A 13,305-nucleotide genomic window follows, 5' to 3' on the forward strand; every position below is an offset into this window, starting at 1 on the left:
CTACGATAACATCCTCGAACCATTGCAACTCGAACCATTGTAAAAGGAATACTATGTCGACCACGACCCCATCGCCACTACTTTCCGACAGCTTAAGAGGACTAGGCTTAGATGCGGGGACTTTGTTTTTTGCGCTAAACTACGAATTTACCAGAATTGAGCCAAAGGGACTGCTAAAACGTTTTAAAAAAAACCAAGGCGCGATAGATATCGACATCGCGTGCGCGTTATACGATGACAATTGCACCATCAGCGATATCGTTTGGTTTAAGCAGCTGCGAGACAAAGCGGAGTCGGTACGCCATCAAGGCGATAGCTTAAATGGCAAAGATCGCGGTGAGCAGGCCATGTATTTGGCACCGCTTGATCAAGAGCAGATCAGACTGTATTTAGACAAAATTCCTGCGCATATCACCCATATCGCCATGATGGCCAACTCTTATCACGGCCATCCTTTTTCTCGAGTCAAAAAAGGCGAGATACACCTGAGTGATGATGAAGGCAATCGCTGTTTTGAAGTCAATCTCAAACAGCTGCCACGCGACTGCCAAACACTTTGGGTCGCTCATTTGCGCCGAGAAGTAGATGACTGGCATCTAACTTTGCAAAACTTACCACTGGCAGCAGAGGATTTGGCCACAGCCGCGCAGCAAGTCGCCTATGAACTGGCGCGCGCCCTTCCTATCCCTCAAGGCCTATAAAAAGCCTATAAAGAGAAATCAGCCACAGCGTTTGACTGCAGCCATTAAAACCAGAAAATGAGACCATAAAAATGAAATCGCAGGAATGAAGCTGTCGAAATAAAGCTGTAAAAACCTCTCAAACACAAAACGGATAAAAAAGACTAGGGCGTGTTGAGTAGTGCACTGCTCTATAACGGCTCGCCGCAGTGCGGGCAGTAATTCTTTTGCCGCCTTTTCACCTCTCTTTCGCGGCGCTCAAGCTCTTGCTCACGCAGTACTTGTAAAACGATATTTTGCGCCTGCTCCTTATCCAGCCCGAGCTCACGGCGAATCTTGTCAATCATCATCTGGTTTTGCACCAAATCAAAATCACTGTCAATCAGTTGCTCACGAAAATGCTGCTCTAACTCCTCGCGGCGCTGAGCCAGCTCATTGGCCAAACCAGTCGCCAAAATACCAGCTGGCAATGCCGCCAGACCCACACCCAATATGGTAATGACGGCACCCAATATCTTGCCTGCATTGGTGATCGGTGTGACATCACCATAGCCGACAGTCGTCAGCGTCACCACCGCCCACCACATCGCCTTCGGTATCGACTCAAACTCATCTGGCTGTGCGTGATTTTCGACCAAATAAATCCCGCTAGAGGCGGTGACAATCATGATAATCAATATAAAGATAACCGCTTGAAACGAGCCTTTTTCTTTACTAATGACCACCAGCAAGATACGCATAGAGGCAAAGTAGCGGGTGAGTTTCAGAATCCGAAATAGACGCAAGATACGCAAGAAGCGTAAGTCAATAGAGACAAAGAAGTTTAAAAAGGCAGGGACGATTGCAATCAAATCGATCATCGCCGACGGGCTTTTGAGCCACTCCCAGCGCTGACGCCAAGTGGTATTATCTGGTTTGGCTTCGGCCACACTCCACAGACGCAACAAATACTCGATAGAAAAAATAACGATAGAGAAATTTTCAAACCAAATAAAATAGTCTTGATAAGGGTAATACCAGTTGTCTACAGACTCGGCAATCACAGCGGCGACATTGGTCATGATCAAAAAAATCAGGAAGTAGTCCACATAACGGCTAAACCGAGTGTCATGCTCATCGTTTTGCAAAATATCATAAACAAAAAAACGTAAGCGCCGTATAGATTGGAATAGCATGCTGACCTTATGCGGTAAAACCCGCGCGTGGATAAATAAAATAAATCGCCATTGCCGCAAAAAACATTACCGTGACCGCCATAATGCCAAAGCTGACCTAAAAGGCGTCGATCGGCGGCTGCGTGTTATCCACAGCTAGCGTGTGCCCTCAGATTATACAAAATTTTTATAGTAAATATAGACAGTTATCAGCAGCGTAAAGGCAATTATCTATAACTCACTTCTAAAAGTTCACAATACCTCCATATCGATAACTTTACGCAAAAGTCTTGGTTTAATACTGAGAATAACCATTTATTACCTTACAGAAATTGTGGTTTTGTATTATAATGGCATTATAATGTTACAGATTAATCAATAATCATAATATTATGTATTGGTCACTACTGTCATCCCTCATTAGCTGACTGATAATCTTCTATTACGTTAAGGAATCAAACGATGAAACTACAATCCCTAGTTTTAGCCGCTGCTACTGCACTTACTATGACTTCTGCTTTTGCCGTTCCTGCTGGTACTTGGACAGTGGCTGCTGGTGCACACTATGTTGACCCTAAAAGCGACAACGGTACTTTAAACAATGGCTTATCAGTAGATGTTGATGGCGATGTGCGCCCAACCATCAGTGGCGAATACTTCATCGCTGATAACGTTGGTGTTGAGCTACTAGCAGCCATCCCATTCCATCATGACATTACGCTAACTGATGCAAATGGTAACGAAGTTGATGCCAAAACTCAGCATCTACCCCCTACTCTATCTGTACAGTATCACTTCGACGGTTATAATATGCCTATGAATGTGAAACCTTTCGTTGGTGTTGGTGTGAACTATACAACTTTCTTTAAAGAAAGAGTTTACCTAGGTAACGGTAATGATTTAGAGCTAGACGATAGCGTTGGCGTTGCTGGTCATATCGGTCTTGACATCCCATATGCACCTACTGAGTCTTTCCGTATTGACGCGCGCTACATGGACATCAAAACTGACGCTAGCCTAAACGGTGATAAAATTGGTGAAGTCGATATCAGCCCATGGGTATATGGCGTGGCGTTTGTAAAACAGTTCTAAGAAATCTATCATAGCAAATAAAGTACACTAGATAAGAAGCCAGCCGATGTGCTGGCTTTTTTGTTGGTATGATTTGCTACAATCTGTTTATTGTTATTTTTTTATAATCAATCCACTATAATATTGGCGCACTTAATGTCATGTCATAAGCCCGTAAAAAAAGACCATCCGTGCTGACAGTCTTTTTATAATACATAACCATTGATGCAATCTATCAGCCGCTATTAGCCAAACAGCACTCAAAAGTGCTGCCAGTCAGAGCTACAGCAAGATACGGCGCGGATCGGCTAATAAGGTAGCAATATAACGGGTAAACACTGCTGCATCAGCACCATTAATCACTCGGTGATCATACGATAAAGATAACGGTAACATCAGACGCGGCTCAAAAGTCTGCTTACTCTCATTCCAGCGCGGCTGCATACTGGCTTCAGAGACGCCTAAGATACCGACTTGTGGCCAGTTGACCAGCGGCGTAAATGCCGTACCGCCTAAGTTCCCTTGGCTCGAAATCGTAAAGCTTGCACCTTGTAAGTCTTTGGTACCGAGCTTTTTATCGCGAGCCTTTGCTGCCAGCTCACCTATTTCGATGGCGATCTGCTTAAGACCTTTGTCTTGAACGTTTTTGATAACGGGTACGATAAGCCCATCATCCGTCGCCACAGCGATACCCATGTTGACGCTTTTGCGTACGATAATCTGAGTATTGTCATCGCTCAAATGACTGTTAAAGCGTGGGTGCTGCGTCAAGGCATGAGCCGTCGCTTTTACCACAAAGGCTAGGATAGTAAAGCCAATACCTTCAGCTTTCATACCGCCTTTGAGCTCACCACGCAGTTTTTCAGTCTCGGTGATATCAGACAAATCAAACTGTGTGACTTGTGGCAGCAAGGTATTGTAGTTAAGCTGCGGTATAGAGACCTTTTGTAGGCGGCTTAGATCCTGAGTCTCAGTCTCTCCCCAAATCTCGGTATTACTCATATCGGGTAAGTTTGGCAGGCTTGCCTGAGCGCCAGTGCTGTTTGTCGGCGCCGCTTTTTGTTTGCTTAAGCTTTCTTTGACATGAGCAAACACATCTTCTTTTAAGATACGATCATTGAGTGCTGAGCCACTCACTTGAGTAATATCCACACCCATTTGGCGTGCCAGCTTACGTACGGCAGGACCTGCATACACATCGACAAGCTTTTCATTCACTTGACTTTCTGTCAGCTTGCCACCGCTTTTGCTGGCAGCACTAGCGCCTGTCGCTTGAGCGCTTTGTTTTGGCTTAGCGGTCGACTGTGTTTTAGCACTGGCTTGCTGCTTACTGCTGCCAGCCTCGCTATCTGCCTTGGCTGACGCGGCTTCTATTGCAGATGACTCTGTTTCAGACCCCTGTGTCTCAGATGTGCTATTGGTCTCATCCTCACCAATAATGACAATAAAATCTTGACCGTTGGCGACCATGTCGCCTGCTTCGACCAGTATTTTTTCGACCTTACCAGCGATGGGGGCTGGTACTTCCACCGAGGCTTTGTCCGACTCAATCAACAAAATCGATTGCTCAGCACTGACGGTATCACCGACACTGACCATAATCTCGGCCACTTGCGCTTCTTCAACACCTAAATCTGGCAATGCATGTGTACTGGCTGTACCCGCGCTCGTCGCAGGCTGTTTGGACTCTGACGAGCTAGCATCGCCAGCTTGAGACTCAGTTGTGGTCTCAGACTGTGCGCCAGCATCCTTTTCATCCGCTTGATTGCGGGTGTCATCAGTGCTCTTTTCACTGACTGGTGCTTTTGCTTGTGTATCGGCCGCAGTGCTCTCAAGCTCAATGAGCACCATGCCTTCACTGACTTGGTCACCAACAGCAACGCTGATTTTGGTGACTTTACCAGCAGCAGAGCTTGGTACTTCCACTGATGCCTTGTCAGACTCTAATAAAATGATATTGTCGTCTTTTTCGATGACATCGCCAACTTCGACCATAATTTCGCTGACTTCGGCACTATCGACACCCAAATCGGGGGCTTTAATGTCCATGGTTTATCTCCTCGTCTTATCGTTATTATTCTTTGACATCATCGTTATTGAGCAGCGTCGCGTCAGCTTGATCTTCGGCGCGACCTTCATTACTGATTTCATCATCCTCTTCACTGACAAACTCAGGCACAGGGCTTGGGTTGATGTTGTCAGGAGCTGGTGCATCTGGGAAATGATCGTAATAAGGCTGCTGCTGCCATGCTGGCGGCTGATCGGCCTCAATCTCAAAGCTTGAGATGGCATCTTTGACCAAGCGCATTTCTACTTCGCCTTCATCTGCCAAGCGCTTGAGCGTCGCCACCACGATATGAGCGGCATCTACATGGAAGAAGCTGCGTAGTTTTTCGCGGGTATCTGAGCGGCCATAACCATCAGTACCCAATGTAGTATAAGGACGGCTATCAGGTAACCAGCCACGTATCTGCTCTGAGTAGTTACGCATATAGTCTGTTGCCGCGACCACCACCCCTTTATGCGGTGCCAATTGCTCTGTGACCCATGGCACTTTTTCTTCATCCATTGGGTGCAAGCGATTGTAGTCATCACATGCCATACCGTCACGCGTTAGCTCATTAAAGCTGGTGACGCTCCAAACGTTGGCAGTGATATTAAACTCTTCTTTTAAAATCTTCGCCGCTTTTTGTACTTCGCGTAAGATAACCCCAGAACCAAGCAGCTGTACTTGGCTTGAGCCATTGTCTTCTAGCAAATACATCCCGCGCTTGATGCCTTCTTCCGCACCCTCTGGCATGGCTGGCTGCTCGTAGTTTTCGTTCATGAGGGTCAAGTAATAATACACGCGCTCACCCTCACCATACATCCGGCGTAGGCCATCATGCATGATGACCGCCAGCTCATAACCATAGCAAGGGTCATAGCTCACGCAGTTCGGCACGGTGTTAAACAAAATCTGCGAATGGCCATCTTGATGCTGCAAGCCCTCGCCATTGAGCGTCGTACGGCCTGCTGTCGCACCAAGTAAGAAACCTTGTGCCTGACAGTCGCCTGCCGCCCATGCCAAGTCGCCCACACGCTGAAAGCCAAACATAGAATAGTAAATATACAGCGGTATCATTGGCAAAGCGTTGACCGAATAACTGGTCGCCAGCGCAATCCAGGTACTCATCGCCCCTGCTTCGTTGATGCCTTCTTCCAACATGTGACCGTCGATGGCTTCTTTATAGCCCATCAGCGCTTCACTATCTTCAGGCGTGTATTTTTGTCCTGACGCCGAGTAAATACCTAACTGACGGAACATGCCTTCCAGGCCAAAGGTACGCGCCTCATCAGGAACGATCGGCACGACGCGATCTTGAATGTCTTTGTTTTTTAGCATCGCTGATAGCAGACGCACAAACACCATCGTCGTTGATTGCTCTTTACCTTGACTACCCTTTAAGATACGATCAAAAATCGATAAATCAGGAATATTTAGAGGAATATGACCACTACGACGGTTTGGCAAATGACCGCCCAACGCTTCACGGCGACCTTTTAGGTACTTCATCTCAAGCGAGTCTTCTTTTGGACGATAAAACGGCAGCGTCTCAAGCTCTTCATCATTGAATGGCAAATCAAAACGATCGCGGAAATACTTCAATGATTCATGATCTAGCTTTTTGATTTGGTGCGATTTATTCACCGCTTGCGCTTGCGTCGAGAGCCCATAACCTTTGACTGTTTTGACCAAGACAACTGTTGGTTGACCTTTGGTCTTCATGGCTTCACTAAAGGCAGCATAGACCTTCATTGGGTCATGACCACCACGGTTTAGACGCGCGATGTCATGGTCAGACAGCTCATTGGCCATCTCTTCAAGCTCTGGGTATTTACCAAAAAACTCTTTACGGGTAAATTCAGGAGTACGTGCCTCATATAGCTGGTACTCACCATCGACCACTTCTTCCATACGGTGCTTGAGCACACCTGTCACGTCTTTATCAAGCAGTGTATCCCAGTTACCACCCCAGATGACTTTAATCACGCGCCAGCCTGCACCGCGAAATACCGACTCTAGCTCTTGAATAATCTTGCCATTACCACGCACAGGGCCATCGAGGCGTTGCAAGTTACAGTTGATGACCCAAATTAGGTTATCTAGCTTTTCGCGGCCAGCAAGTGAGATGGCACCCAAGCTCTCCGGCTCGTCTGTCTCGCCATCACCTAAGAAAGTCCAGATTTTACGGCCTTCTTTTTCGAGCAAGCCACGGTTTTCCATATAGCGATGGACGTGCGCGTGATAAATCGACATGATCGGGCCAAGTCCCATAGAGACCGTTGGGAACTGCCAATAGTCCGGCATCAGATAGGGATGCGGATAACTTGATAAGCCTTTACCACCGACCTCACGGCGAAAATTATCCAACTGGTCTTCACTCAAGCGGCCTTCTAAATAAGAACGGGCATAGATACCTGGCGCGGAGTGACCTTGATAATAAACCATGTCACCACCGAAATGATCACTTGCGGCTCGAAAAAAATGGTTAAAGCCTGTCTCATACAGCGTGGCACTAGAGGCAAATGTCGCCAAATGGCCACCTAGATCATCATCGTTTTTGTTGGCACGCATCACCATTGCCAGCGCGTTGTAGCGAATCAGCGCACGGATCTTACGCTCAATGGTCAAGTCGCCAGGATACATCGGCTCGTCCTCGACTGCGATGGTATTGATATAAGCAGTATCAAGGCGGTTGAATGGCAGGCCTTCTTGCACCGCCATATTGTATAAGGCTTTTAGTAAAAACTGCGCGCGATCTTTGTCTGCATGTTTGATCACAGACTCAAAGGCTTCAAGCCATTCTTGGGTTTCGGTGCTGTCAGCATCCTTGTAATAATTCATTGTTGTCGATCCTTTTATATCAGTCATACCTACCTATCTAGACGGTAAGGCTGTGTTAAATACTGGTGTGAAGTGAGATATCGGTTTACTTATGACTTCCTTGATATGTCCAAGCATTCCCTTGTTTCATACGGTGAGATACAGCTAGATTATACAAAATAGTGCCACTGAGAATTGACATATGCGTCAAATGGACGAAGCTACAAAACAGATCATACTGTTGTCCCTGTATATTCAGTCATGGATGATTTTGACACTCTATTATAAGCGTTTGCGAGGCAATTGTTTATGGCTGTAGAGAAATGGATAAATAACAAGTATTTTTTAAATAAATAATGATTAGTTTTTTTAAAAATGACTATTGATCACTTGCTAAACTGTATCTATTCAACCTTGCTGAATGTATAAAAAATTAATACCGTCTCTGTAGTAACAGTTTGAGTTACTAAATAGATATTATTTGAGTAAACTTTTATGCTATTCATACCCTATAAATAGACTTTCATCTCATTTTTGTATATTAATTGTCACTTAGACATTATGCTTATCATAAAGCTATATCCAAATTCCATTCTTACTCTCGGAGCTATTATGAATTCGTCTATTGAACTGTCAGCTTTTAAGTCAAGAGTAACGCGTTGGATAGCTGTACCATCTTTATTAATACTGCTACCTAATTATTTAGCTTTTGCGGCAATAACAACATGTCCTGCTGGTTACATTTCTGATGAGTTTTCAAGCACTGATTACAGCAACTTAGGATCGACAGCATCACCACCTATTCTTGGTGTAAACCAACTTTTAAATGGTCTTAAAAGTGAAAGTTACACTGTTGCTTCTAACAGTTTGACTACTACTGGCAGTTTAGATGCAGGTGGCTCAAATTTTTATAGACCTAAAACGCTAGCGGGCAACCTTCAATCGTTTGAATTTTTTCAGGACTTCGTTACCAAGGAATCCACTCGTACGGTTTCGTATACTTTTAAAAATAAGTTTGATGATCAACCGCAAGCCCTTACTAATGTAAGCTTAAGTATATACGACATAGATACAAACTATTTGGGAGTAGCTTACAATACTAGATTTTTTGAATTTTCTGACCAAGTTACGATAACAGGTATTACTAGTTCAGGCACAAGTGTAACTCCAACTCGAAAGTATAGTGGTGCTGGAATGACAACTACTGCGCCTTATCGTCAAAAAACTAGTACTTCTAGTGTTATATGTGATACAGATTCAGTAGATGAAAGGTGCAAGGTCTCTGTAGCTTTTGATCAGCCAGTAGTCAGGGTGAATGTGACTTATGGCAATAACCCTGACTTAGAATATTATGATAGTAACAATAGACCTTTTTACAACAACCCTGGTGATCAGCTGATTAATATCGTATTTGATGGATATTGCTACCAACCACAGCCACGCTTAACATACTCGAAAGCGCTTTCGACTTCTCGTAAAAAAAATACGGATCAATTCACTGTTCAAATTAAAGACAATGCAGATAACTCCGTCGTTACCAGTGGTATTAACTCAGTTACTACAACGGGTTCAGGTAATACAGTTACTACGGGCACAGGTACTACAGGAACTTTCAAGGTTAATCCTACCAAGACTTATACATTGACAGAGGCGGTCTCAGGAACGACAAATTTAGCAGACTATACTGCGTTATATGCATGTAGAAGATCGGATGGTACAACCGTTACGACTTTAGACCCAAAGAATCTAAAGCTTACGTACGGAGATAGTTGGACATGTACAATCACAAATGATAGATCTAACTATGTATTCTCAGGCACTGTATTTAACGATAACGGTAACGTTGCAAGCCCAAATAAAGACGATGTATCAGATAAATATCTAAATAATGTCTTTTACTTCAACGGTAAGTACGATTCACCAACCGAATCTGGTATTCCCTTTACTACTGGTCATACCATTACTCTAAATAAATGTACAGGTGATAGTGGTACGTTCTCACCTCAGACGGTAAACATTGGTAATGATGGAACCTATAGTTTTAGCTTGACGCCAGCACAAGTAGGTAGCTATACAAGACTCTGCGTTACTCAGAATGAACCTAGCAACTATACATATTCTGTAGACACGACAAGCGATGTGCGACAAATAAACATTATTAGTAGTCAGTACAACTATCCTAGTAATGATTTCGGTGATGTTATCCAAGCAAATGCTGCGTTGGTATTAATCAAAAGTCAGTATGTGCATGACTGTAGTCTAAATAACCTTGCCACAATTGGTGTTAATTATGAAGGTAGTGCTAGTAGTGCGTATAGTACAAAACCAATATCTGACATTATTCCTGGACAATGTATCGCCTATAGAATTGAAGCTATCAATCGAGGTAATGTTTCCTTAGCCGATATTGTTATTAAGGATAGGCTACAGAGTAAAAACGACTCTAATAATTCGCTAATTACCTCTACCTTAGTCAATCCAATACCTATTGGTGAAAGTAGTGGCACTCCATCATTTGCAACAAACTCGGTATCTATTGGTAACAACGGTACAGTGATCACCAATACTTTTTCCTTAGGTGCTACTACAGCCACTAGCCGTCAGGCCATTCGTTTTAATACTAAATATGGTACTACCATTAGTAATTAAACACCTGTGTATCGAATTACTGAGTACTCAATCAAGCCCTGTCTAACCAGACAGGGCTTTTACCGTTTGTATCCTCCAAAATGCCAGTTGTCATTTTTGTGATGACTAATTGTATTAATTACGTGAAAATAGAAGAGAGGGAGATAGATGCCTTTTAAAACGATGAATGATATTAGATTACTAGCTCCTCCATCATGATATACGACGTTCACTTTTTACTGATAGTCATGTTCTAAGAAAGGATTTTATATGAAACGTTTCAAGATTCTACGCAATATTCTATTAGCTACTATAGCTTCTAGCTCTTTACTAAATGTAGCACATGCTGATGATGCTCTAAAAATGGAACTAACAGCCAATCAAGTCATAAAGAATGCGGAAGGTAAAACAGTCTATACGCCAGTACGCACCGCACCAGCTGGTACTGTCATTCAATACAAAGCAACTTATACCAATACCATCAACAAAGACATTAATGATCTGATGGTGACACTGCCTATCCCTGCCAACATGACATTTACTGGTGAGGCAAATCCTGCCAGCGCACAAGCCAGCACTGATGGTAAGAACTATGCTGATATGCCACTCATGCGTAAAGTCGATGGCAAGATGGTCAAGATTCCATATTCTGAATACCGCACTCTGCGTTGGAATATTAAGTTATTGCCAGCTAAAAAGTCAGCAGCTGTTGCTCTCAATACCACCGTTAATTAATTCAATAGACATTAAACCTTCACGCTTTTAACGTTTCAATTTTTAATCTTAACTCTGGAGCATTATATGAAATCAAACACTTTTAACTATAGCCTGCTAGCTGTCGGCGTCGCCGCAGTAATGGGTGTGTCTACTGGCGCTAATGCAGCGACCCCAGATGCCGCTGTAACAGCAGGCGCTGCGCCAATTAATAACGTAGCAACTGCAAGCTACAGTGTTGCTGGCGTCAGTCAGCCATCTGTAACCTCTAACACAGTAACCGTTAACGTTAGCGAAACGGCTAACTTTGCACTCACATCGACTGTTGATGATGGTAGTATTGGTGACGATATCGCTATCAATCAGACTGCTACGCCAGGTGGTACAACTACCTTTACTCATAATTTAACCAACACGGGTAACGTGACGGATACTTATACCATTAACACCACAGGTAATAACTCATCACTAGTAACGGCTGATCCCAACTACCCTTTAGGTACTGCGCCTGTTACGTTTACTATTGTACAAGCAGATGGCACTCCTTTAACTACTGCTCAGATAAACGCTTTAAATGGTCAAGCGCAGACAGGTACCCTAACTAATGGCGGTACTATTAGACTACAGCCAGGTACTAGAGCTAACTTAAGCTACGAAGCAGCTACGCCAGACAATCGTAACGGTAATGACAAAGGTGTAGGCACATTAACAGCGACCAGTACTTTCTTTACGGCTAATAATGCACCTGATGCGACATTGGTGAACGAAAACCAAACTATCGTGAGATTGCCTACCTTCAAAATTGTAAAAACAGCGACCAGTACTGTCGATTTGACAGTCGCCAACCCACAGATTGCTTATAGTATCGTAGTCACTAACGCGACTACTGACTATAGTGCTGCTGCGACTGATATTGTTATCAGAGATGTCCTTCCTGTAGGTTTGAGTTTACCTAATGGCACAGCATCAGACGTGACCGTAACTGGTGGTGCTGGTACCGCTACGATTTCTACTGTTGGTACTCGACAAGCTATTGATGTTGCCGTAGCGAACTTAGCTGTTGGCGCAAGTCGCACGATTACTTTCACGGTTAACGTCGATAAAGATCAGTTTAAATCTGCTAATAGTTCAGTAACTAACAACGCAGAAGTCTACGATAAGTTTGTCGGTCCGGTTAGCCCGCTACCTGCTAATCCTGTACTTGGTACTGACTATGATATTTTGGATAGTACAGATAGCAAGATAGATGTTACTAGAATACCTGATGATGCGGGTGAAGGTAACGGCGCTGGTGTAGATACTGCTGGTGTGACTAACTTCACTAGACGAGCAGTTGTATTGGATGAGCCAACCACCAGAGAGATTGCCCCTGCCTCAGGTACTACTGGTCAAGCCACACAGACGACTACTATTACTAACAATGGTCAAGATGCTGAAGGTACTGATGCTAATCCATTGACCTTCACTATTGCTGATGGTGGCTTGAATCCAGCTGTCAGACCTGTTATTGGTCCTGTCAGTGTGACTTATACACCACCTGGTGGTGGAGCAGCTGTTATCACAACTATTCAACCTACTGTTGCTAATGGTAATACCTACACGCTCAACACAACTACATTACCTGGTGGCATTGCACCTGGTGGCGTACTAGCGATTAACTATAAAGTGTCTTCAGGCAATGTCACTACTCCTGCAACTGTTGCTGATGCGGCAGCTGTTGGTAGCAAAGAAGAGACTATCGTCACTTTGACCCCAGCTGGTACTAACCCACCTGCTGCTACTACAGTGACTGATACGACTAATGTTAGAGGCTTAGATTTAGTGAAGACTCAAGCATTAGATGAGACTTGTTCAGGTACGGTTGCTGCAAGTACCTTTGTTCAGGATGCGATCAATGCAAAACCTGATCAGTGTGTTATCTATCGTATTCAGGCGACTAATACGTCTTCAGCGGCATTAGGTTTCAGTCTTACCGATCTAACCATCTCGGATTTGTTATCTAACTTCTCAACTGGTGCGGATTTAGTAGCTGGTTCACCTGCTACTTCTGCTACTACTAACTCTATTGCAGGCATAGCTAGTACTACCAGTACTGAAGTTCTTGGTACTAACTATACCCTAGTTCCTCAGGGCGTTGGCACCTTGACCTTTAGAATCAAGATCAAAAACGCTCGTTAATTGATATTTAACA

General features: G+C 44.0%; 8 protein-coding genes. 5 read left to right on the plus strand and 3 right to left on the minus strand.

What is annotated here, in order from left to right:
* Nucleotides 1–53 precede the first annotated feature (53 nt).
* Nucleotides 54–701, plus strand: a complete 648-nt coding sequence (locus C6W44_RS12825) for a TerD family protein (RefSeq protein WP_075102129.1) — start codon at nt 54–56, stop codon at nt 699–701.
* Between the two features lie 170 nt (nt 702–871).
* Here the strand turns inward: C6W44_RS12825 and C6W44_RS12830 are convergent, their stop codons facing one another.
* Nucleotides 872–1,855: an ion transporter gene (locus C6W44_RS12830; RefSeq protein ID WP_100749413.1), complete on the minus strand. Its 984-nt coding sequence runs from the start codon at nt 1,853–1,855 to the stop codon at nt 872–874.
* Between the two features lie 441 nt (nt 1,856–2,296).
* Between C6W44_RS12830 and C6W44_RS12835 the strand changes: the two genes are divergently transcribed.
* Nucleotides 2,297–2,926, plus strand: coding sequence for an OmpW/AlkL family protein (locus C6W44_RS12835; RefSeq protein WP_105246202.1), 630 nt, complete (start codon nt 2,297–2,299; stop codon nt 2,924–2,926).
* 261 nt (nt 2,927–3,187) lie between these two features.
* On the opposite strand, the gene C6W44_RS12840 is transcribed toward C6W44_RS12835, so the two are convergent.
* Both C6W44_RS12840 and aceE read right to left on the minus strand, forming a co-directional pair.
* A complete protein-coding gene (locus C6W44_RS12840) occupies nt 3,188–4,954 on the minus strand; it encodes a 2-oxo acid dehydrogenase subunit E2 (RefSeq protein ID WP_105246204.1) in 1,767 nt (588 codons plus the stop codon).
* A 25-nt stretch (nt 4,955–4,979) separates the two neighbouring features.
* Entirely contained in the window at nt 4,980–7,793 is a 2,814-nt protein-coding gene (gene aceE, locus C6W44_RS12845) for a pyruvate dehydrogenase (acetyl-transferring), homodimeric type (protein WP_105246206.1), read from the minus strand.
* A gap of 591 nt (nt 7,794–8,384) precedes the next feature.
* Between aceE and C6W44_RS12850 the strand changes: the two genes are divergently transcribed.
* From C6W44_RS12850 to C6W44_RS12860, 3 genes are all read left to right on the plus strand, one after another.
* Nucleotides 8,385–10,421 (plus strand): hypothetical protein, encoded by a 2,037-nt coding sequence (locus C6W44_RS12850; protein WP_105246208.1) that lies wholly within the window; start codon nt 8,385–8,387, stop codon nt 10,419–10,421.
* Between the two features lie 249 nt (nt 10,422–10,670).
* The gene (locus tag C6W44_RS12855; RefSeq protein WP_105246211.1) at nt 10,671–11,135 is read left to right on the plus strand and encodes a hypothetical protein; all 465 of its coding nucleotides are present in this window, start codon (nt 10,671–10,673) and stop codon (nt 11,133–11,135) included.
* 66 nt (nt 11,136–11,201) lie between these two features.
* Entirely contained in the window at nt 11,202–13,292 is a 2,091-nt protein-coding gene (locus C6W44_RS12860) for a beta strand repeat-containing protein (RefSeq protein ID WP_105246213.1), read from the plus strand.
* Nucleotides 13,293–13,305: the final 13 nt, after the last annotated feature.

It is taken from the genome of Psychrobacter sp. Marseille-P5312, assembly GCF_900291405.1.
Classification (GTDB): domain Bacteria; phylum Pseudomonadota; class Gammaproteobacteria; order Pseudomonadales; family Moraxellaceae; genus Psychrobacter; species Psychrobacter celer.

Excerpts from the sequence above, each read along its gene's own strand:
- aceE (WP_105246206.1), bottom strand. The coding sequence starts at position 7,793 with ATGAATTATTACAAGGATGCTGACAGCACCGAAACCCAAGAATGGCTT.
- C6W44_RS12850 (WP_105246208.1), top strand. The coding sequence starts at position 8,385 with ATGAATTCGTCTATTGAACTGTCAGCTTTTAAGTCAAGAGTAACGCGT.
- C6W44_RS12860 (WP_105246213.1), top strand. The coding sequence starts at position 11,202 with ATGAAATCAAACACTTTTAACTATAGCCTGCTAGCTGTCGGCGTCGCC.
- C6W44_RS12840 (WP_105246204.1), bottom strand. The coding sequence starts at position 4,954 with ATGGACATTAAAGCCCCCGATTTGGGTGTCGATAGTGCCGAAGTCAGC.
- C6W44_RS12830 (WP_100749413.1), bottom strand. The coding sequence starts at position 1,855 with ATGCTATTCCAATCTATACGGCGCTTACGTTTTTTTGTTTATGATATT.
- C6W44_RS12825 (WP_075102129.1), top strand. The coding sequence starts at position 54 with ATGTCGACCACGACCCCATCGCCACTACTTTCCGACAGCTTAAGAGGA.
- C6W44_RS12835 (WP_105246202.1), top strand. The coding sequence starts at position 2,297 with ATGAAACTACAATCCCTAGTTTTAGCCGCTGCTACTGCACTTACTATG.
- C6W44_RS12855 (WP_105246211.1), top strand. The coding sequence starts at position 10,671 with ATGAAACGTTTCAAGATTCTACGCAATATTCTATTAGCTACTATAGCT.